The organism is Streptomyces sp. LHD-70 (genome assembly GCF_031157275.1).
Classification (GTDB): Bacteria; Actinomycetota; Actinomycetes; order Streptomycetales; family Streptomycetaceae; genus Streptomyces.
Window position 1 is genome coordinate 29133 of the sequence record NZ_JAVIFW010000033.1, and the last position, 21513, is coordinate 50645.

16 protein-coding genes are annotated in these 21513 nt (G+C 71.7%); 11 read left to right on the top strand and 5 right to left on the bottom strand.

Going from position 1 to position 21513, the window contains the following annotated elements; all coding sequences use genetic code 11:
• Positions 1–563: 563 nt before the first annotated feature.
• The 4 genes from RCO28_RS36815 to RCO28_RS36830 all read left to right on the top strand — a co-directional run bounded on the left by RCO28_RS36815 (position 564) and on the right by RCO28_RS36830 (position 4524).
• The gene (locus RCO28_RS36815; RefSeq protein ID WP_308945738.1) at positions 564–1073 is read left to right on the top strand and encodes a sigma-70 family RNA polymerase sigma factor; all 510 of its coding nucleotides are present in this window, start codon (positions 564–566) and stop codon (positions 1071–1073) included.
• A complete protein-coding gene (locus tag RCO28_RS36820) occupies positions 1070–1765 on the top strand; it encodes a zf-HC2 domain-containing protein (RefSeq protein WP_308945739.1) in 696 nt (231 codons plus the stop codon). Before RCO28_RS36815 ends, RCO28_RS36820 begins: the two co-directional genes overlap by 4 nt.
• A gap of 427 nt (positions 1766–2192) precedes the next feature.
• Complete coding sequence (locus RCO28_RS36825; RefSeq protein WP_308945740.1) at positions 2193–3710, top strand: beta-propeller fold lactonase family protein; 1518 nt, start codon at positions 2193–2195, stop codon at positions 3708–3710.
• Positions 3711–3801: 91 nt separating this feature from the next.
• Positions 3802–4524: a hypothetical protein gene (locus RCO28_RS36830; RefSeq protein ID WP_308945741.1), complete on the top strand. Its 723-nt coding sequence runs from the start codon at positions 3802–3804 to the stop codon at positions 4522–4524.
• An 80-nt stretch (positions 4525–4604) separates the two neighbouring features.
• Here RCO28_RS36830 and RCO28_RS36835 read toward each other — a convergent pair whose 3' ends face one another.
• A complete protein-coding gene (locus tag RCO28_RS36835) occupies positions 4605–5759 on the bottom strand; it encodes a YeiH family protein (protein ID WP_308945742.1) in 1155 nt (384 codons plus the stop codon).
• A 108-nt stretch (positions 5760–5867) separates the two neighbouring features.
• On the opposite strand from RCO28_RS36835, the gene RCO28_RS36840 reads away from it, so the two are divergent.
• Positions 5868–6776: a LysR family transcriptional regulator gene (locus RCO28_RS36840; protein WP_308945743.1), complete on the top strand. Its 909-nt coding sequence runs from the start codon at positions 5868–5870 to the stop codon at positions 6774–6776.
• Positions 6777–6931: 155 nt separating this feature from the next.
• On the opposite strand, the gene RCO28_RS36845 is transcribed toward RCO28_RS36840, so the two are convergent.
• The 3 genes from RCO28_RS36845 to xsc all read right to left on the bottom strand — a co-directional run bounded on the left by RCO28_RS36845 (position 6932) and on the right by xsc (position 10953).
• Positions 6932–7633, bottom strand: coding sequence for a phosphonatase-like hydrolase (locus RCO28_RS36845; protein WP_308945744.1), 702 nt, complete (start codon positions 7631–7633; stop codon positions 6932–6934).
• Complete coding sequence (locus tag RCO28_RS36850; RefSeq protein WP_308945745.1) at positions 7624–8880, bottom strand: phosphotransacetylase; 1257 nt, start codon at positions 8878–8880, stop codon at positions 7624–7626. Before RCO28_RS36850 ends, RCO28_RS36845 begins: the two co-directional genes overlap by 10 nt.
• 264 nt (positions 8881–9144) lie before the next feature.
• The gene (gene xsc / locus RCO28_RS36855) at positions 9145–10953 is read right to left on the bottom strand and encodes a sulfoacetaldehyde acetyltransferase (protein ID WP_308945746.1); all 1809 of its coding nucleotides are present in this window, start codon (positions 10951–10953) and stop codon (positions 9145–9147) included.
• 182 nt (positions 10954–11135) lie between these two features.
• Between xsc and RCO28_RS36860 the strand changes: the two genes are divergently transcribed.
• The 3 genes from RCO28_RS36860 to RCO28_RS36870 all read left to right on the top strand — a co-directional run bounded on the left by RCO28_RS36860 (position 11136) and on the right by RCO28_RS36870 (position 14835).
• The gene (locus RCO28_RS36860; protein WP_308945747.1) at positions 11136–11933 is read left to right on the top strand and encodes an IclR family transcriptional regulator; all 798 of its coding nucleotides are present in this window, start codon (positions 11136–11138) and stop codon (positions 11931–11933) included.
• A gap of 152 nt (positions 11934–12085) precedes the next feature.
• Positions 12086–13093, top strand: a complete 1008-nt coding sequence (locus RCO28_RS36865; protein ID WP_308945748.1) for an AAA family ATPase — start codon at positions 12086–12088, stop codon at positions 13091–13093.
• A complete protein-coding gene (locus tag RCO28_RS36870; protein ID WP_308945749.1) occupies positions 13090–14835 on the top strand; it encodes a cobalt chelatase in 1746 nt (581 codons plus the stop codon). Before RCO28_RS36865 ends, RCO28_RS36870 begins: the two co-directional genes overlap by 4 nt.
• A gap of 13 nt (positions 14836–14848) precedes the next feature.
• Here RCO28_RS36870 and RCO28_RS36875 read toward each other — a convergent pair whose 3' ends face one another.
• Complete coding sequence (locus tag RCO28_RS36875) at positions 14849–16309, bottom strand: PLP-dependent aminotransferase family protein (RefSeq protein WP_308945750.1); 1461 nt, start codon at positions 16307–16309, stop codon at positions 14849–14851.
• A gap of 311 nt (positions 16310–16620) precedes the next feature.
• On the opposite strand from RCO28_RS36875, the gene ald reads away from it, so the two are divergent.
• The 3 genes from ald to RCO28_RS36890 all read left to right on the top strand — a co-directional run bounded on the left by ald (position 16621) and on the right by RCO28_RS36890 (position 21124).
• Positions 16621–17736, top strand: a complete 1116-nt coding sequence (gene ald, locus RCO28_RS36880; RefSeq protein ID WP_308945751.1) for an alanine dehydrogenase — start codon at positions 16621–16623, stop codon at positions 17734–17736.
• Between the two features lie 96 nt (positions 17737–17832).
• Positions 17833–19209, top strand: a complete 1377-nt coding sequence (locus tag RCO28_RS36885) for an aspartate aminotransferase family protein (RefSeq protein WP_308945752.1) — start codon at positions 17833–17835, stop codon at positions 19207–19209.
• A 409-nt stretch (positions 19210–19618) separates the two neighbouring features.
• The gene (locus tag RCO28_RS36890) at positions 19619–21124 is read left to right on the top strand and encodes an amino acid permease (RefSeq protein WP_308945753.1); all 1506 of its coding nucleotides are present in this window, start codon (positions 19619–19621) and stop codon (positions 21122–21124) included.
• Positions 21125–21513: the final 389 nt, after the last annotated feature.

Below are 21513 nucleotides of genomic sequence, written 5' to 3' on the forward strand. Positions count from 1 at the left end.
CGGGACGGAACGCGCATCGTCGACGTGATCCTGTCGGCCGCGTTCGGGGGAACTGCCCGGTGCATCCATCGCAGGGTCTCGCGCCCGCACGAGCGCCGTCCTCCGCGCCGACATCGTCGGCGGTGTCGGGCACTTGGACGGAGTGCACGAGCAGGCAGGCCGCGTCGTAGCCAACTGGCGCTCGGGCCGCCAGGAGCCGCGCAGCGAACCGCGCGGCGTCAGCCGTACGTCGCGCCGCCGGGCTCGGGGGAGACGAACCGGATGCACAGGGGTAGAGGTGGGGACGTTCCGGAATTCCAGCGAGCTGAGGAACACTCGCTCCTCCAGGCGCTGTTGCTCCGGCCGGAAGCCTCCGGGATCGGCTTTGCGCCGGTGCCCAGGCGCGTCGTGCCGCGGGTGCTCTCCAGGTGGATCCTGCGGTCGGCATGCCAGCCGTGGGTGTCGTTCCAGGAGCAGGGGCCGGCTGTGCTGTCGTCCGGAAGCCCGCAAAGTGGTGAACCGCGGGCGCCGTTCTGTCGTACACCCCCCGTGGTAAGCCGATGACAGCGGAGCGGAAGTGGGTCATGACGGCGGATGAACAGCTGCTGCGCGCGCTCTACGACGAGCATGCGGGCGTCCTGCACGCCTTCGTGCTGCGCTATGTGTCCGACCGACAGCGCGCGGAGGACGTGGTGCAGGAGACGCTGCTGCGGGCCTGGCGGAATCTGGACGCCATCGACCCGAACCAGGGCAATCCGCGCTCCTATCTGTTCTCGGTCGCGCGCAACGTCCTGACCGACCAGTGGCGCGCCGAGCAGCGCAGGCCGCGCCTGGTCCAGAACGACGAGGCGATTCAGTCCGCGGCGGCCGCCGACGACCTGGAGCGGATGCTCGACGGCTGGCTGGTGACCGAGGCGCTGGCCCGGCTCTCGCCCGAGCACCGTGCGACGATCGTCGAGCTGTACTACGGGGGACGCAGCATCGCCGAGGCCGCCGCGAAGCTCGGGATTCCCGCCGGGACCGTGAAGTCCCGCGCGTACTACGCCGTCCGGTCGCTGCGGACGGTGCTGGAGGAAATGGGAGTGGTGCGGTGAAGGAGCAGAGCCGGCGGCAGCACGAGGAGCTGCGCACGCTGCTCGGGGCCTATGTGCTCGGCGGCCTGGGCGCGGGGGACCGGGAGCGCCTCGAATCCCATCTGGCGCGGTGCGACTCCTGCCGGGAGGAGCTGTCCGCGTACGCCGTCCTGCCCGGCCTGCTCCATCAGGCGGGGCCACCGCCGGGGGACGTTCCGCCGCCGGAGTCCACGTGGGAGGGGCTGGTCGCCACGGCCCGCGCCGAGCGGTCCGACGGCCGTCGCGGCCGCTGGGGCCGGCGACCGCGCCTGGCCTTGGCGGCCGCGGCGGCGGCAGCGGGCCTGGTCATCGGCGGCGGGACTGTCGGCGTCGTCGGCCTCAACGGCGACCACCGCGCCGCGCCCGCCGGGCCGGGACCGGACGGCGAGCCGCTGACCGCCCTCGCGGGCAGCCCCGCGAGCGGTCACGGGAGCCTGGAGGCCCGGGCCTGGGGCACCGAAGTCGCCCTGCACGTCGAGGACTTGCCGGCCGGCGAGCACTTCGTCGCCTGGGTGGTCGACCGGGAGGGGCGCCGGGAGCAGGCCGCCGTCTGGACGTCCACGCCGAACGGCAGCGCCCGGCTGCGCGGCGCCTCCTCGATCCCGCGCGACCGGGTCGCGACCCTGCGCGTGGCTACCCGCGACGGCAAGCCCTTGCTGGAGATGCGGCCCTGAACGTCGGCCCGAAGTGGGGACGGGCCGTGCTTGGTTGGCGTGCGCATCCGCGTGCGCGTGCGCATGCGGATAACGGGTGCGGGTGCGGCGTGCGGGCGGTCCGTGGCCTGGACTTGAGTCCGTGGGCTGGCGCGGGGCGCGGGGCGCGGGGTTCGGGTGGGCCCCGGCCTGGACTCGGAATCCCCATGGTGCGCACCCGCCTCACGGAGCCCTGACGACCGGCGCCCGGGTCGTGAACCGGGACGACCCGTGCCTCGACCCCGGAGCCCGGACGGCTCTCGCCTCAACCCCGGGATCTGCATGCCGCCCCCTCGGTTCAGATCTCGGAATCCGGAACGAAGCGGCTCGAATCCACTCCCTCCTCCGGTGAACCGGACGGCGGCTCCCGGCGTACACGCCCCGGAACCGGTCATCGGAGGAGGTCGAAGTGGGAACGAGAAAGTTCCGCAGGAACGTGGTCGCGGCATCCGCGGCTGCGGCGGTCGTGGCCGCGGGAGGGGTCGGGGTGGCGTCGGTGGACCGCGGCGGTGCGACGGCGCCGCGGTCGCCCGACACGGCCCCGGCGGCAGGACGGACGAACGCCCCGGTCCAGGCGCCGGCGCTGCCGGGCGCCCAGGCGATTTCCTCGTCCGACCGGGTCTATACGGCGGACCAGACCTCCAACACCGTCACCGTCATCGACCCCTCGAAGGACCGTGTCCTGGGCACCCTCGCCCTGGGCTCGCAACGGCTCGACGGCGTCCTGGGCGCGCAGTACCTGAAGGAGGTCGGCGTCCACGGGCTCGGCTTCTCCCGCGACGGACGCCACCTCGGCGTGGTCAGCGTCACCACCAACTCGGCGGTCGTCATCGACACGGCGACCAACGAGATCGTGTCCAAGACGTACGTCGGACGGGCCGCCCACGAGGGCTTCTTCAGCGCGGACGGCAGCGAGTTCTGGGTCGCCGAGCGCGGGCAGGACACCGTATCCGTGGTCGACGTGCGGCACGGCGGCGTCAAGAAGCGGATCCGTACCGGGCAGGGCCCGAGCAAGGTGCTGTTCAGCCCGGACGGCAAGCGGGCCTACGTCAACCACATCGGGACCGCCGAGGTCACCGTCGTGGACACCGCGCAGAAGAAGGTCGTACAGCGCATCCGCGGCATCGCCGACGTGTTCTCCCCGGACGCCGCGCTCTCCCCGGACGGACGGGAGTTGTGGGTCGGCCAGAAGAAGGCCGGCAAGGTGACCGTCGTCGACGTGCGCGCCGGACGCGTCCTGACGGTGCTCGACACCGGGCCGGAGACCAACCACATCAACTTCGTCACCACGGCCGACACCGCCTACGCGTACGTGACCGTCGGCGGCCGGGACGAGACGCTGGTCTACGAACGCCGCGGCGCGCACCCCGAACGGGTGGACCGCATCCGCAACTCCGGCTCCACACCCCACGGCATCTGGCCCAGCCCGGACAACAGCAAGGTCTACGTGGCGCTTGAGCGCGGCGACGGGGTGGACGTCATCGACACCCGCACCCGCCGCGTGACCAAGTCCCTCGACGTCGGCCAGGATCCGCAGGCCCTGGTGTACGTGGCGCGGTCGGCGCCCGCCGCGAACTCCGGACTCGGACGCCAGGGCCTGTCCGCGGCCACCCGCGACGTCCCGGTCGACGCACCGGGGGACGCCGATGTCGAAGTGACCGCACGCCCCGTCGACGGACTCGACCAACTCCAGCTCTCCGCAAGGAAACTTGAGCCCTCGACCGCGTACACCCTCTACGCCCGCCGAGCGGGGGAGCGCGTCCCGCTGGTCGACTTCACCACCGACGCCAAGGGCGCCGCACCCCAGGTGCTGGTCTTCGCCCGCTTCACCGGCGTGTACGACGACCGTCTGGCCGTCGCGCGCGCCACCGGAACGTCCGCCAACGCGGGCCACGGGCACCACGGGGCGCACCCGCACGACGACTGATGGCGCCCCGCCCGGAACACCCCCTCAGCCGCATCACCCAGCACATCCCGTACCGCAGACCCCGTACCCCATCAGCACACGAGGAGTAGACATGCGTAACAAGCTGTCCAAGCGCACCCTGTTCACCGCCGCCGCCACTGCCGGGGTGATCGCCGCGGCCACCGCGGTCGCGTCCGCCGTGGCCGCCCCCGAGTCCGGCTCCGAGTCCGGCTCCGTTGCCCGGCCGAAGGACGACCGGCCCGTCGAGGTCGAGGTGTTCGCCCCCGCCGGCGGCGACGTCGCCGGAGCCGAGGGCAAGGGCTGGTTCGTGGACCTGGAGGTCTCCTACCCCGGCGGCCCGGACGGGCTGCGCCGGGCCGGGTTCAGCGGCGCGCAGCTCACCGGCCCGGCCGGGCACAACAACGTGCCGCCCCTGCCCGGCACGTTCTCCCCCGGGCAGGACGACCGTCTTCCCGGCCTGGTCGTCCTCGGTTCCACGACGATCGACGACCCGGACCGCAAGTTCGCCGGCCCCGGCACCAACCTGGCCGACCTGTTCAACGTGACGGGCATCAGCGACCGGACCGCCGACGCGACCAGGCTGTGGGACACCTGGATCGTCGGCGACTCCATCATGGGCAAGGACGTCGACACCGTCCTGACCGTCGCCGTGGTCGACGACCTCGACCACAACGGGGTGTACGACGACGCCCCCGACGTCGTGAAGGACCTGAACGGTGACGGGCGCGTCGACGGAAAGGACCTCAAGGCCCTGGGCGTTGCCTCGGACGTCGAGAAGGTCCACTTCCGTCTGAACGGCGCGCCCGCCGCCTGACCCCGCACGAGCACGAGGCCGACCGGCCCCCACCGATGCACAGGGTGGGGGCCGGTCGGCCGTTCATCCGCGGGGTTCGGTCACAGGGTTCCGGTCAGGTACTGGAGGACGAGGCTGGTGACGGAGACGACGATCCACAGGCAGGCGCCGAGGACGAGCGGCCGCGGGCCGGTGCGGCGCAGTCCGGCGAGGTCGGTGGAGAGCCCCGTGGCGGCGAGCGCGACGGTGATGAGGAAGACCGAGAGCTCGCTGAGTGCGGGCTGGGCGGCCGCCGGGATGAGGCCGAGGCTGTTGGCCGCGGTCATCAGCAGGAAGCCGACCAGGAACACCGGCACCAGCTTGACCACCCGGAGCCGGGGACCGGCCGCGGTGTCCGACGCGGCCCGGTCGCGGCGCCGCACCAGCCAGGCAAGCCCCAGACAGATGGGGATGATCATGAGGGTGCGGGTGAGTTTGACGACGACCGCGTGGTTCGAAGCGATCGGACCGTACGTGGCGGCCGCCGCGACCACGGAGGACGTGTCGTTGACCGCCGTGCCCGCGAAGAGGCCGAAGCTCTGCTGGCTCATCCCGAGCAGGTGGCCGATCAAGGGGAAGGTGAGCACGGCCGCGACGTTGAACAGGAAGATGGTGGAGACCGCGTAGGCCACATCGACGCCGGCCGCGCGGATCACCGGGGCGGTGGCCGCGATCGCCGACGCGCCGCAGACGCCGGTGCCCACGCCGATCAGCGTACGCAGGTCCCTGACGACGCCGAGCCAGCGGCCGATGCCGTACGCGCAGGCCAGACAGATCACCAACGAGCCGATCATCACCGGCAGCGAGCTGACGCCCACCTGGACCATCTGCGTCAGAGACAGCTGGGAGCCCAGTACGACGACCGATATCTGCAGGACCCGCTTGGCGCCGAACGCGATGCCGGGACGCCAGCGTGGGCCCGGCTTCAGCAGGGCGGCGATCAGCACGCCGAGAACGATCCCGGCCACCGGGCCGCCGACTAGCGGGAACACCTTGCCGATCGCCGTGGCCGCCACGGCGATGGCCAGGGCGAGGGCGAGACCCGGTACGAGAGCGGCCGCTCCCGCTGAGCTCGTGGTCGTGATGCTGCTCGTGCTGGTGCCCGTGGTGGTGCTCGTGGACGGGCGGGGCGGCTCGGGGTGGTGCCCGGAGGGCGGGGCCGCCGACGCGGACTCGGCCTTCGACGGGGTGACCTGACGGTCCAGATCTTCGCTCATGGCCTCGACTCTGGGACGCTCCGTAGCGCGGTTGTAGCCCCGAGTTAGTGAGGAGGTCATAGCCAACCGATATGACTCCGGACCGGATCCGGCCCATACCCTGGAGCCATGAGCCAGTTGCCTGATCTGGAGTCCCTGCGGCTGCTCGTCCTGGTCGGAGATGCGGGAAGCCTGAGCAGTGCGGCAGCGCAGCTCGGACTGGCGCAACCGTCGGCGAGCAAGCGGCTGTCCATGCTGGAGCGCAAGCTGGGCCTGGTCCTGGTGGACCGGACGCGGCGGGGGTCGCAACTCACCGACGCGGGCCGGGCGGTGGCCGGCTGGGCCCAGCGGGTCCAGCAGGAGATGGAGGGGCTGCTGACCGGCGCGGAGGCGCTCCGGACGAAGCGGGACGCCGAGCTGCGGGTGGCAGCCAGCATGACCGTGGCCGAGTGCCTGGTCCCGGGCTGGATCGGCGAACTGCGCCGGACAAGGCCGGAGCTGTACATCGGCCTCCAGGTGACCAACAGCGAGCACGTCCCCGAGCTGCTGCGCAGCGGGGCGGCGGACCTCGGGTTCGTCGAGTCACCGCTGGCACCGACAGGGCTGACCGCCTGTCAGGTCGCCTGCGACCGGCTGCTCGTGGTGGTCCCGCCGGGGCACCCCTGGACGCGGCGCCGCCGCCCGCTGGGCATCGCCGAGCTCGCCGCCGCACCGCTGGTGCTGCGCGAACGCGGATCGGGCACCAGGGAAACGCTGGACCAGGCGCTGCGCAAGGCCGGTGTGGGCGAGCCGCTGCCGCTCCTCGAGCTGGGCTCGGCGACCGCGGTACGCAACGCCGTGATCGCCGGCACCGGCCCGGCGGTGATCAGCGAACTCGCCGTACGCGCCGACCTCGCCGACGGCCGGCTGCTGCCGGTGGAGGTCGAGGGCATCGAATTGCGCCGCGTCCTGCGCGCGGTCTGGGCCACGGGGCGCACCCTCGTGGGGCCCGCCGCGGAACTCCTCGCCGTGACGAGACGCCGCGGCAAGAAAGGGTGACCGGGGGAGTGGTGAGGGGGGCGGGGCCCGGCCCGTCACGTGGCGCCGGCGCCGCCCCGCAGCCCGCACGACTGCGGCGTGCTCCTCGTACGGGAGCACGCCGCAATTGTTCGCTCGTGACGCGGTCCCCGCGCGGGACCCCGGGAGCGTGCTGTTCAGCGTTCCCGGAGCAGGCCGGGGAGCTGTGCCACGGAGTCGAGGACGTGGTGCGCGCCCGCCGTTCGCAGGTCGTCCTTGTCGTGGGCTCCGGTCAGCACACCGACGACGAGACCCGCGCCCGCGCGCAGGCCCGCCTCCATGTCGTAGGGGGTGTCTCCGACCACGGCGGTCTGCCGCACCGACGGGGCCTCGGTGCGCAGCAGTGCGGTCAGGACCATGTCCGGGTACGGGCGGCCGCGCCCGGCGTCGGCCGGGGAGAGGACCGCGTCGGCCAGGTCCTGCCAGCCGAGGGCGGAGAGCAGACCGTCCCGGGTGCGGGGGGAGAAGCCGGTGTTCAGTACGACGGCGACGCCCGCCGAGCGGAGTTCCTCAACGGCCCCTCGGGCGCCGGGAATCGGCGCGCAGCGGCCACCGGTGACCAGCTCGGCGTACGCCTGCTCGAAGGCCAGGTTGGCCTCCTCGGCGGCCCGGTCATCGCCGAACAGGTGGCGGAACACCGCGATCTTGGACTCGCCCATGGTGGCGCGGACGTGCTCCGTCATGCGGGCCCAACGCTCCGAGCGCTCGGCCACCCCCGCCCGGCGCAGGGCGTGGGCGAAGGCCTCCTCGACGGCCCCGGCGTCGGTGACGGTGGTACCGGCGAGGTCGAGGACGGCGAGGCGGATGTCGTCCGGGGCAGGCGTACGGGTCAGCGGCATGGGGTGGACTCCTCCTGATGCGACGAGACGGGTGCGCTGGGGTCAACCGGAGTTGCTGGACAGGTCGGATGGGTCGAAGCGGCCGAAGGGGGCGAAGGGAGGGACGCGGCCGAAGGGGCAGAAGGGGCAGAAGCGCCAGAAGCGGCCGAAGCGGCCGAGGGGGCCGGGTCGGCCGCAGGAGCCGCCCGTTCCACCGCCTGCAACCCGCCCACCAGCGCGATCGCCGCGATGTCCGAGCCCGAGCAGCCCCGGGACAGGTCGTGCAGCGGCGCCGCCAGGCCCTGCAGCAGGGGGCCGATGGCCGCGGCGCCACCGGCCCACTGGGCGATCTTGTAGCCGATGTTGCCGGCCTCCAGGCTCGGGAAGACGAAGGTGTTGGCGCTGCCCGCGACCGGTGAGGCGGGTGCCTTGGACCGGCCGATGGCGGGGACCGCCGCCGCGTCGTACTGCAGATCGCCGTCGACGGCCAGGTCGGGCGCGGCGGCACGGACCAGTCGTACGGCCTCGCGTACCCGCTCGACGCGTGGATGCGAGGCGCTGCCGCGGGTGCTGAACGACAGGAAGGCGACCCGCGGGTCCTCCCCCGCCAGCGCGCGGTAGGTGGCGCCGGTGGCCTGGGCGATGTCGGCGAGTTGTGCCGGGTCCGGGTCGACGACCACGGCGCAGTCCCCGTAGGCGAGGGTGCGGCCGTCCGGACGGACCATCAGAAAGCTGCTGGAGAGGGTGCGGATGCCGGACGCCAGGCCCACGACGTACAGCCCGGCCCGCAGCACGTCCGCGGTGGGGCGGGTGCTGCCCGCGACGCAGGCCTGCACGTCGCCGAGGCGCAGCGCCGTGGCGGCGAGGTACAGCGGGTCGGCGGCCAGTTCGCGGCGTTCGCCGGCCGAGAGTCGGCGGCGGGCGTCCAGGGCGGCGCCGAGGGTGTCCGCATAGCGGGGGTCGGCTGCCATCCGGGCGGGGTCGAGGATGTCGAACACGTCGGGGTCGTCCGGTAGTTGCAGCCCGATGTCGGCGGCGAGCGCCTGCACGCGGGCGGGGTCGCCGACCAGGACCGGGGTGACGGCGCCCTGGGCGGCGAGGCGGGCGGCGGCCCACAGGGCCCGCGAATCGGTCCCGTCGGCGAGCGCGACGCGCGGCCGGCGGTCGCACCGGCGCAGCCGTGCGGCCCACGATTCGACCAGGTGGTGTACGGCGGGCCCGGCCTGTCCTGCGGGCGGCCGCGCCGGGGCGAGCGGATCAACGAGCATGGTTCGGGGCTCCGTTGGGAGGGAGGACGGCGGAGGGTTACGCGTTCTCGCGCTGGGACACCGCGCCGACCGGCGTGGCCGGACCAGGTCCGTGCCTGGTCCGGCCGGTCCGGCGCCGCATGCCCGAGGAGGGAACGCACACGGCGCCGGGGCACGCCCGCGGTACGGGACCCGCCGCACAGAGCAGGGCAGCCGGGTGGGCGGGTTGTGCTGCGGGCGGCCGATCGGGATGCCGGGGCCGCCGGCTGTCGTGCCGTCGACCGGTCAGACGTAGTCCTGGTACTTCTCCAGGAACCGGACCGGCTTGGACAGCGCGTCGCGGCGGAACGGGTCGCCCAGCTCGCGGGTGCACATGATCTCGATGACCGTGGTCCGGCCCTCGTTCATCTGGGCGTCGACGGCCTGGCGCAGCGCCGGGCCGACGTCGTCCAGCTTCTCCACGACGATGCCGTCGGCGCCCATGGCCTGGGCGATCCCGGCGAAGCTCTCGCTCTCCAACTCGCCCGCAACGAAGCGGCGGTTGTAGAAGTCGACCTGGTTCTTCTTCTCCGCGCCCCACTGCCGGTTGTGGAAGACCACGGCGGTGACGGGGATGTCGTGGCGTACGGCGGTCATGATCTCGCCCATGCTCATGCCCCAGGCCCCGTCACCCGCGTACGCGATGGCCGGGCGGTCCATGGCCGCGGCCTTCGCGCCGATGATGGTCGGCAGCGCGTAGCCGCAGTTGCCGAAGCTCATCGGCGCGAAGAAGGAGCGGGGCTCCTCGAAGCGCAGGTAGCTGTTGGCCACGGAGTTGATGTTGCCGATGTCGGTGGAGACCATGACGCGCGGCGGCATGGCCTTCTCCAGCTCGCGCAGCACCTCGCGCGGGTGCAGCCAGTCGCCCTCCTCCCGCTCCTGCTCCGCGATCATGTCGAGGCTGAACGGGTCGGTCTCGTGGGTCCAGGCGGTGAGCTCCTGCTCCCACGCGTCCTTCTCCGCCTGGATCTTGGTGGCGCGCTCCGCGCGGGTGGTGTCGCAGGCGAGGGCCTTCTCGGTCAGCCGCTCGGTGAGGGCCGAGGCCGCGGCCTTGGCGTCGCCGCAGATGCCGACGGTGATCTTCTTGACCAGGCCGAGCATCTTGTGGTCGGCGTCTATCTGGATGATCTTCGCGTTCTTGGGCCAGTAGTCCATGCCGTGCTGCGGCAGCGTGCCGAACGGGCCGAGGCGAGAGCCCAGGGCGATGACCACGTCGGCCTGGGAGATCAGCTTCATCGCGGCCTTGGAGCCCTGGTAGCCGAGCGGTCCGCACCACTGCGGGTGGCTCGCCGGGAACGAGTCGTTGTGCAGATAGCTGTTGACCACGGGGGCGCCGAGGCGTTCGGCGAGCGCCTTGCACTCCTCCACGGCGTCGGCCATGACCACACCGCCGCCGGAGATGATCACCGGGAACTCGGCGGTGGCGAGCAGCTCGGCCGCGTCGTTCAGGCTCTGCTCGCCGCCGGGGCCGCGGTCGAGGCGGCTTGGCTGCGGGATCTCGGCCTCGATCTCGCCGTAGAAGTGGTCGCGCGGGATGTTGAGCTGCGTGGGGCCGATCTCGGACATGGCCCGGTCGAAGGCGCGGCCGGTGTACTCGGCCATCCGCTTCGGGTTGTTGACGTGCGCCTGGTACTTGGTGAACTCCTGGAACATCGGCAGCTGGTTGGCCTCCTGGAAGCCGCCCAGGCCGGTGCCCATGGTGCCCGCCTCCGGGGTCACGATGACCACCGGGCTGTGCGCCCAGTACGCGGCGGCGATCGCGGTGACGCAGTTGCTGATGCCGGGGCCGTTCTGGCCGATCACGACGCCGTGCCGGCCGCTCACGCGGGCGTAGCCGTCGGCCATGTGGCCGGCGCCCTGCTCGTGGACCACCGGGATCAGGCGGATGCCGGCCGGGGCGAAGATGTCCATGGCGTCCATGAACGCCGAGCCCATGATGCCGAACATGTCGGTGACCCCATTGGCCACCAGAGTCTCGACGAAGGCCTCCGAGGGGGTCATCTTCTGGACGCCGGTGACGACGGCACGGCTGGCGTCCGTCTGCTTCTCACTCATGGTTCCACTCCTTCGACAGGCTCATCAGATGAAGAAATCGGTACGTGGCGTTCCTGAAATCAGGATCTGGCTGGACTGTAGGGTGCTTCACCGGGGTCGTCAACGAAACATTCGGGAAAACGAGATCTGCTAGCCTAAATTCCGGAACCTGAATCGTTGTGATCCCTACAAGTGGGGGAGTCGTGGACCTGACTCGCGAGCCCGATCCGACCGCGCTGAACGGCGATACGCCGACGATGCGCCTGTTCTCGCTGCTCGAACTGATCGCGGCCAAGGACCAGTTGGTCTCGCTGCAGGGCCTGGTCGAGGAGACCGGCATGCCCAAGCCGACGCTGCACCGCATGCTCCAGCAGCTGGAGGCCGCCGGGCTCCTCATCCGCCAGGCGGACGGCCGCCACTACGGCACCGGCGCGCGGCTGCGCCGCCTCGCCGAGAACCTGCTCCTGAACGCCACCCACCACGGCGCCCGGCACGCCGTACTGCGCAACCTCGTCGAGGAGTTGGGGGAGAGCTGCAACATCACCACGCTCTCGGGCAACGAGGTGGTCTACCTCGACCGCGTCGAGACCCCGGAGCCGCTGCGCTTCTACCTGCGGCCGGGCTCGCGCGTCCCCGTCCACTGCTCCGCCAGCGGCAAGATGATCCTGTCCCAGATGAGCCCGGCCCAGCGCCGCAAACTCCTGGCCCACGCCCCGCTCAAGCAGTACACGCCCACGACGGTGACCGAACTCGACGCGCTGGAGGAGGAGTTCAAGCGCGTCCGGCGCAACGGCTACGCCCTCGACGACGAGGAGTTCCTGCCCGGCCTGGTCTGTGTGGCCGTACTCGTGCCCGGACGCGCCAACCTGTGCGTCGCCGTCCAGGCCCCCGTCATGCGACTCACCCCCGACAAGGCGCTGCAGCTCCTCCCCGCCCTGCAGCGCGCCGCCGAGGCGATCGCCCGCGTGGAGTCCGAGGGCACCCCCGCCGCCGACCTGTGACCACAGCCGTGACCGCACCTGTGGCCACCCCGCCGCCGACCTGTGACCACAGCCGTGACCGCACCTGTGGCCACCCCGCCGCCGACCTGTGACCACAGCCGTGACCGCACCTGTGGCCACCCCGTGACCTCACCCGACCCGAAGGGCCGCACATGGCACACCCGGTGACCCACCCGACCACCCCCGACCGGCCGGACCTGCGGCTCGCCGTCAAGGACGTCTTCGGCATCGACTCGCCGCTGGTCGTCCCCGCCTTCAGTGAGCGCACCGAGCACGTCCCCGAGACCGACGACGCCTACCGGTTCAACCCCGATGTGACCCTGGCCCTGCTCGCCGGGTTCCTGCGCGACCGGCGGGTGCTGGTGCAGGGCCTGCACGGCACCGGCAAGTCCACCCACGTCGAGCAGATCGCCGCCCGGCTCAACTGGCCCTGCGTACGCGTCAACCTGGACGGTCACCTCGGGCGCCCCGACCTGATCGGCAAGGACGCGGTGGTCCTGCGGGACGGCCGTCAGGTGACCGAGTTCCAGGAGGGCATCGTGCCCTGGGCGCTGCAACGGCCCGTGGCGCTGATCCTGGACGAGTACGACGCAGGCCGCCCCGACGTCATGTTCGTCATCCAGCGGATCCTGGAGCGCGACGGCAAGTTGACGCTCATGGACCAGAACAAGGTCATCAGCCCCCACCCGTACTTCCGGCTCTTCGCCACCGCCAACACGGTCGGGCTCGGCAACCTCAACGGCCTCTACCACGGGGCGCAGCGCCTCAACCACGCACAGATCGACCGCTGGAACATCGTCACCTCGCTCGACTACCTGCCGCCGGAGGAGGAGGCGGCGATCGTGCGGGCGCGCGTCCCGTCGCTGGCCGATGAGCGGGGCGCGGAGCTGATCGCCTCGATGGTCGCGGTCGCCGCCCTGACCCGCACGGGCTTCCACGCCGGTGACGTGTCGACGCTGATGTCGCCCCGTACGGTCATCACCTGGGCGGAGAACCTGGAGATCTTCGGCGACCTCGAACTCGCGTTCCGCGTGTCCTTCCTCAACAGGTGCGACGAGGCCGAACGCGCCGTGGTCGCCGAGTACTTCCAGCGCTGCTTCGACCGTGAGCTCGACGTGTCGTACGCACTCACCGCCGAGTCGGCCCAGGGTGCGTCGTGACCGACGCCCACACCGGCGCCCCCGCCGACCCCCGCCACCGGCAACGCGTCGAAGAGCTCTGCGCCGCAGCCGTACGAGCCCTCAGCGCCGACCCCGACCTGCGGTTCCGCGGGCCCCGACTGCACCGCGGACGGCGCCCGCTGCCACTGCACGCCCCGCATCTGCACCCCACCCCCGAGGACGACTTCGGCTCGTTCCGGGGCGCGGCCGACGGCATGGCCCTGCGCCTTACACGGTCGGACGCCGGGCTGCATCGCCGGGAGCGCCCTGCCGAACCGGTGGAACGGCTGGTCTTCGAGATGCTTGAGCAGTTCCGCGTCGAGGCGCTGGCCCCGGCGGCGATGCCCGGCATCGCCCGCAACCTGCGCCACCGCCATGAGCAGTGGTCGCTCGCCTTCCACCGCTCGGGCCTCACCGAGACGGCACGCGGGCTGCTGCTCTACACGGTCGCGCAGGTATGCCGCTCCCGGATCACCGCGCAACCCGTCGTCGCGGAGACCGAGGACCTGATCGAGGACACGCGCGCCGCCCTCGCCACTGCGATCGGGCACGACCTCGCCGGGCTGCGGCGGCACCGGGACGACCAGGCCGCGTTCGCCGACCACGCCCTGTCCCTCGCCCGGACCGTGGCCGCGCTGCTCACGCCCGCCGAAGGCGAGGGCGGTGCCGGAGACGAGGACGCGCGCGCGGACGACGACCCCGACGACCGGTCCCACGACCGGTCCCGCTTCACCCTCCTGACGGACTTCGGCGACGACGAGCAGCTCGGCACCGCCTCCCGGGGCCGAAGCCGCGTACTGGAGGACGCCACTGACGGGTACCGCGTCTTCACCACCGCCTACGACCGGCAGCACCCCGCGGGCCGGCTGGTCCGGCCGGAGCTGCTCAGGGAGTACCGGGAAGGGCTCGACCGGCGCATCGCCGCGCAGGGCGTGAACGTCGGCCGGCTCGCCCGCGAGCTGACGGCGCTGCTCGCCGACCCCGTACGCGACGGCTGGGACAGCGGCCAGGAGGAGGGCCAGGTCGACGGGCGCCTCCTGGCCCGGCTGATCAGCTCGCCGAGCGAGCGCCGCCTCTTCCGGACCGAACGCATCGCACCCGTTCCCGACGCCCTCGTGACGTTCCTCATCGACTGCTCGGGCTCCATGAAGGAGCACGGCGAGCCGGTGGCCATGCTGGTCGATATCTTCGCCCGAGCGCTCGAACAGGCCGGCGCGAGCTGCGAGATCCTCGGCTACACCACCGGCGCCTGGAACGGCGGCCGGGCCCGCCGCGCCTGGCTGCGCGCCGGGCGCCCCGCACACCCCGGCCGCCTCAACGAGCAGTGCCACCTGGTGTTCAAGGACGCGGAAACACCGTGGCGCAGGGCCCGCCGGGACATCGCCGCGCTGCTCAAGGTCGACCTGTACCGCGAGGGCGTGGACGGCGAGGCGGTGGCCTGGGCCGCGCGGCGCGCACAGGCCCGGCCGGAGCGGCGGCGGCTCCTTGTCGTCCTGTCCGACGGCAGCCCCATGGACACCGCCACCCATCTGGTCAACGACCGCCACTACCTGGACCACCACCTCAAGGACGTGGTCGCGGGCCTTGAACGGTCCGGCGAGGTCGAGGTCCACGGCCTCGGCGTGGGGCTCGACCTGAGCCCCTACTACAGCAACTGCCACGCCCTCGACCCGTCCCGGACCACCGGCAGGGAGATGATCCGGGAGACGGTCACGCTGCTCGCGCGCCACCCCCGCCGGTAGGACTCGTCTTCCCCTACGCGACCATCGCCCCGTCGACCAGTTCCCCCAGGATGCGGATGCCCGGGTCGATCACGGAGAGCGGGGGTGCCGCGAAGCCGATGCGGAAGTGGTTCAGGGGCGGGTTCTCCGACAGGAAGTAGATGTCGCCGCGCTCGATGAGCACCCCGCGCTCCTGCGCCAGGTCCACGAGTCGGCGGCAGTCCAGCTCCGGCGGCCCCGACATCCACAGGCTCACCCCGCCCGGGGGCGGCGTCGTGTGCCACGGCAGATAGGTGTTGACCGCCCGGCTCGCCGCCTCCCACTTGTGCATCAGCTGGCCCCGGTACCTGCGCACCGCCCGGTGGTACTCCCCGGACTCGATGAGCAGGGCCAGGGCGCGCTGGATGTGCCCGGACGGGTGCCGCACGGAGTAGCGGCGCAGGTCGCGCAGCTCCCGGACGAGCTCCCGCGAGCCCACGAGGTACCCGATGCGCAGCCCCGGTGCGAGGAACTTCGAGAACGTGCCCAGATAGACGACCTGTTCGGTCTCGTCCAAGCCCTTCAGCGCGGGCGTCGGGCTGCCCTGGTAGCGGAACTCGCTGTCGTAGTCGTCCTCCACGATCACCGTCCCGCTCTCCCGGACGAGGGACAGCAGCTCCCGTCGGCGACCGATGCTCAACGTCGCGTTCGTCGGATGCTGGTGACTGGGCGTCACATGCAGCAGGTCCACGCCCGCCAGGCTCTTCGCCGGCATCAGCCCCGCCTCGTTCGCCCTGATCGGCAGCAGCGAGGCCCCCGCCCGTACGAAGATGTGCCGGGCGTCCAGATAGCCGGGATCCTCCACCGCCACCACGGATCCCCGGCCGAGCAGCGCCCGGCTCAGCAGGTCGAGCCCCTGCTGCGAGCCGACGGTGATCAGCACCTCCTCCGGCGACGCCTCCACCCCGCGGGCCGGCAGCAGGTGGTGGCAGACCATCTCGACCAGGAGCGGGTCGTCGGCCGCGATGCCGTCCTGCAGGCTGTACTGGACGTGCGGCTGGTACAGCGCCTTGTTGAGCGCCCGCGACCAGTCCCGCGCCGGGAACGCCCGCAGGTCGACCTGACCTGCGAGGAACGGGTACGGATAGCGGGCCCAGTCGGGCCGCTTCTCGATATGCGGCAGGGTGTCCTCGGGGTGCCCGCGCAGCCGCGCGGCCCAGTCGAAGCGCTGGGTCGCGGGCCGTTCCTCGGCGGTGCAGTACGCGCGTATCTCGCGGTTGACGAAGATCCCCTGGCGGACCCGGCTCTCGACGAAACCCTCGGCCACCAGCTCCTGGTAGGCGGCGTTGACGGTGTTCCGGGAGAGGCCCAACTCGCGCGCCAGCTCGCGGGACGAGGGGAGCCGACGGCTGGAGTCGATCGTCCCCACGGCGATGCCGTGCTCGATGGCCTTGCGGATCTGCCGGTACAGCGGCTCGCTCGACTCCCGGTCGACCTCGATCAACGTGCGTGGCATGGCATGCCTCCTGAGCTCTCGCGGCCTGTGCCGGACGGGATGTGCGCGCGACCGGGTCCGCCCCCTGGGCGCACCACCGGTGACCTCACCGGCCGTACAGGACGGGTGACCCAGCCGGTCGCGCAACCGGCCGTAAAACCGGTCGTATACGGGACGTAAACGGTCGCCTACGCGGCGATTTCCTCCTGGACCCATCAAAGGGACCGGTTCTGGTGCTTCTCGCCGGACCAGTTGGCTCTGCAATCTAGCGCCATCGGCGGCTCCAGACGAGAGTCCGACGCCAACCCCCTCATCCCAGATGGGAGTTCTTCGTGAAGATCGGAATTCCGCGCGAGGTCAAGAACCACGAGTACCGCGTGGCCATCACCCCCTCCGGCGTCCACGAGCTGGTCCAGGCCGGCCACACGGTGTACATCGAGCAGGGCGCCGGGGCCGGTTCGGTCATCGCGGACGCGCACTACCAGGCCGCCGGCGCCACCGTCCTGAGGACGGCCGACGAGGTCTGGGCCGAGGGCGACCTGCTGCTCAAGGTGAAGGAGCCCGTCGCGGAGGAGTACCACCGCATGCGCCCCGGCCAAGTGCTCTTCACCTACCTGCACTTGGCGGCCTCCCGGGAGTGCACCCAGGCGATGCTCGCGGCCGGGGTCACCGGTGTCGCGTACGAGACGGTGCAGCCCGCCGACGGCACGCTGCCGCTGCTGTTCCCGATGTCCGAGGTCGCCGGCCGGCTCGCCCCGCAGGTGGGCGCGTACCACCTGATGCGGGCGGCCGGCGGGCGCGGCGTCCTGATGGGCGGCGTCTCCGGCACGCACCCCGCGAAGACCGTCGTCATCGGCGCCGGGGTGTCGGGGATGAACGCGGTGGCCGTCGCGACCGGCATGTGGTCCGACGTGGTGCTGCTCGACAAGAACATCGACAAGCTGCGCGCCGCCGACCGCATGTACCAGGGGAGCATTGCGACCGTCGCCTCCAACGGCTACGAGCTGGAGCAGGCCGTGCTCGAAGCCGACCTGGTCATCGGCGCGGTCCTCGTGCCCGGTGCGAAGGCGCCGAAGCTGATCAGCAACGAACTCGTCTCCCGCATGAAGCCGGGCTCGGTGCTCGTCGACATCGCGGTCGACCAGGGCGGCTGCTTCGAGGACTCCCGGCCGACGACCCACGCGGACCCGGTCTACGACGTCCACGACTCGGTCTTCTACTGCGTCGCGAACATGCCGGGCGCCGTGCCGAACACCTCCACGTACGCCCTCACCAACGTCACCCTGCCGTACGTCCTCGCCATCGCGAACAACGGGCTTGCCGCGGCCGCGCGGGCGGACGCAGCGGTCAAGCGCGGCATCAACGTGGTGGGCGGCCAGGTCACCTACCGGCCTGTTGCGGAGGCGCACGACCTCAAGCACGTCGAGGTCGACGAGGCCCTCGTCTAGGCGTACCGCGACCTCTCCGGAAGACCTCTCCGGAGGCCCGCAACACCGCATCCAACACCCGCCCGGCCGTCCGCCGGGCCAGGAGGGGAGACCCACGTGACCACCGATTCCGGCCTCCGCGCCAAGGCGCGGCGCCACCTCGGTCCGCACTTCACCCGCAAGGACGTCTGGCAGGACGCCGAGCTGCCCGTCTTCGTGCGCAGCGAGGGCTGCCACCTGTACGACGACCGGGGCCGGCGGTTCCTCGACGGTCTGGCGGGCCTGTTCTGTGTGAACATCGGCCATGGCCGCAGCGACATCGTGGCCGCCGCGAGCAAGCAGATGGAGACCCTGCCGTACTCCACCAACTGGGGCGCCGCCCACCCGCCGTCCATCGAAGCGGCCAGTCTCATAGCCGAGCTGGCGCCCGGTGACCTCGGGGTGACGTTCTTCGTCAACTCCGGCTCGGAGGCCGTCGAGACGGCCATCAAGTTCGCCCGCCAGTACCACAAGAGCCAGGGCAACCCCGAGCGCACCAAGATCATCAGCCGGGAGATGGCCTACCACGGCGTCACCCTCGGCGCCCTGTCGGTGACCGGCCTCCCGAAGATCCGCGACCCGTTCCTCCCGCTGCTGCCGGGCATCCGCCACGTCCCCAACACCTTCGGCCACACCGGCGACTGCGGCCCCGCCGCCGAGCTCGACTGCGTACGCGCGATCGAGCAGGCCATCATCGAAGAAGGCCCCGAGACCGTCGCCGCGGTCTTCGCCGAGCCGGTGCAGAACGGCCGCGGCGCACTGGTCCCGCCGGACGGGTACTGGCGGGAGCTGCGCAAGATCTGCGACAAGTACGGCGTCCTGCTCGTCGCGGACGAGGTCATCTGCTCCTTCGGACGCCTCGGCCACTGGTTCGGCAGCGGCTACTTCGGCGTGGTGCCCGACATGGTCACCTTCGCCAAGGGCGCCACCTCGGGATACGCCCCGCTCGGCGGCATGATCGCCCGGGAGCAGCTGGTCCAGGAGCTCTTCGACTCCCCCAAGGGCGGCACGTTCACCCACGGCGCGACCTGGGGCGGCCACCCGGTCTCCACCGCCGTCGCCGTCGCCAACATCAAGGCCATGCGCGACGAGGACGTCCTGGGCAACGTCTGCACCCTCGGGCCCGAACTCCGCGCGGGGCTCGAGGAGATCAAGAACCGCCACCGCGTCGTCAAGGACGTCCGCGGCTTGGGCTTCTTCTACGCGATCGAGCTCATGGCCGACCGTGAGACGGACCGGGAACTCTCGGCGGAGCAGTCGGCCAAGATCCTGCGCGAGGTGCTCCCGGCGGCGTTCAAGAAGACCGGGGTCATCCTGCGCCCGGACGACCGCGGCGCCACGATGATCATGGTCTCGCCGCCGCTCGTCGCCGATCGCGCCGTGCTCGACGAACTGCTCGCCGGTATCGACGTGATGGTCGGCGACGTGCAGCGCAGCGTCAGCGTCAGCGGCTGAGGCGCAAGGGTGGGCGGGTCCGGTCCGAGAGGGGCCGGGCCCGTCGCAGGGCGCCGCCGTGCCCGATTCGCGCCGTTGGGCTGCCGGGGCGTACCGCCTTCGAGTCGTGCCATTCTCCCGGCGTGGGGCCGCCGTGGGGCCGCCGTGGGGCCGTCGGAAATTCCGCCCCACCCTTTTTTCGTGCATTACCCAACTTTCTCGATGTCCGTCGCGCACCCCTCGCGCACGGGCGATCGGTATTTCCATGAAATCCCGAACTGGCACCCCTAGTAGGTCCAGTTCTGGCGCTTTCCCTGGAATACGGGGAGCGGCCATTATCCCGGCACTGCTTAATTCCGCGGCGGCCACCCGCGCATTCCGGCCGAGGTGGTGCGGCAGCGCCGCGATTCCTGAACGAAATGGGTTACCTGTGGGAGAGAACAAACTCGTGGACGGCGACAAGCCCGAGCAGGGCGAGACAGCCGGACTGCGCAGCGAGCTCAAACAGAGGCATATGACGCTCATAGCCCTCGGCGGGGTGATCGGAGCCGGCCTCTTCGTCGGCAGCGGCGTCGTCATCCAGGAGACCGGTCCGGCAGCGATCATCTCGTTCGTCCTGGCCGGCGGCCTCGTCATCCTGGTGATGCGGATGCTCGGCGAGATGGCGGTCGCCCGCCCCTCCGCGGGCTCCTTCTACGAGTACGCGCGGCTCGCCCTCGGCCCCTGGGGCGGCTTCACCATCGGCTGGCTGTACTGGTACTTCTGGGTCAACGTGGTCGCGCTCGAAGCGGTGGCCGGCGCCACTCAGATCCATGCCTGGCTTCCGGGGGTGCCGTTGTGGGTGATCAGTCTCGGCCTGATGTTGTTGCTCACCGGGGTGAACATGTTCTCGGTGAAGTCGTTCGGTGAGTTCGAGTACTGGTTCTCGTCCATCAAGGTCGCCGCGATCAGCGTGTTCCTCATTCTGGGTCTGGTCTTCGTCGTCGGCCTGTGGCCCGGAGCGCACGCGGACGTGGGGAACCTGACGGCACATCAGGGATTCGCTCCGCACGGTATCGGCCCGGTGCTCACCGCGGTTATCCCGGCGGTCGGCTTCTTCACCGGCGCGGAGATCGCGGCGCTGGCCGCGGCCGAGTCCAAGGAGCCGGGGCGGAACGTGGCCAGGGCCACCCGCTCGGTCGTCCTGCGCGTGCTGCTCTTCTACGTCGGCTCGATCTTCCTCGTCGTCGCCATCGTGCCGTGGAACGACGGCAGCATCACCGACGGGCCGTACATCTCCGCCCTCCAGCACATCGGGATCCCGTACGCCGGAACCCTGATGCGCATCCTCGTCCTCGTCGCCGTGCTGTCCTCCCTCAACGCCGGCCTCTATAGCGCCTCGCGCATCGTCTTCGCCCTCACCCGGCACCGCGACGCGCCGAGCGGGCTGACGAAGCTCAGCCGACGCGGTGTGCCGCAGCGCGCGATCCTGCTCGCCACCGTGCTCGGCTACGTCTCCGTGGTCTTCGCCTACGTGTCGCCCGAGACGGTGTTCTCCTTCATCGTCCACTCGTACGGAGCGGTGGCGCTGTTCGTCTACCTCCTGGTCGCGTTGTCCCAACTGCGCCTGCGCCGCCGCCTGGAGCGTGAGGACCCGGGGGCGCTGACCCTGAAGATGTGGGGCTATCCCTATCTGAGCTGGTTTACGGTCGCCGCCATGACCCTGGTGATCCTCACCATGGCGGTGCTGCCCTCGACCCGCCTCGACTTCGGCACCAGCCTCCTGACGCTCCTCACGGTGCTCGGCGCGTACGGCGTGATCCGCCTGCGTCGCCGAGCCGAGGACGGGCCCGCCCCGACACCGCCGTCCGACGGACCGCGGCCCGCCCCGCTACCGGGACCGACCGGCCCCACCGCCGACTCCCAGCGGCCACGGGTCCCGGCCAAGGAGCAGTGAGGGAGCCGCCGCGCGTGTCCGTGGCCGGGCCGTCGCAGATTCCTTCTGTGGCGGCCCCTCGGGCCACGCGGCGCCCGCGCGCCACGGTCGGCCTCGGGCGGCCGGCCGCCGGATACGCACGTCAGGCCGCGAGAAACTCCTCGCGCCGCGCCAGGTCCCCCGCGGTCCCGACGGCCCTCCACAGGCGGCCGATCAGCTCGCACTCTTGCGGGGGAAGTGTGGGCCACGCCCCCCACAGATCGAGGCGGCGCGCAGCGAGCCGGCCTGCAGCACGGTGCCGCGGGGAGGGAGGAATCGCCAGCGCCCCTCAGCTCCGAAGGCGCCCGCAGGGGCCTGGACGCGGACGACGGCTGCAACACCCGTGTTCCGAAGGGCTCATCGCGGAGTCC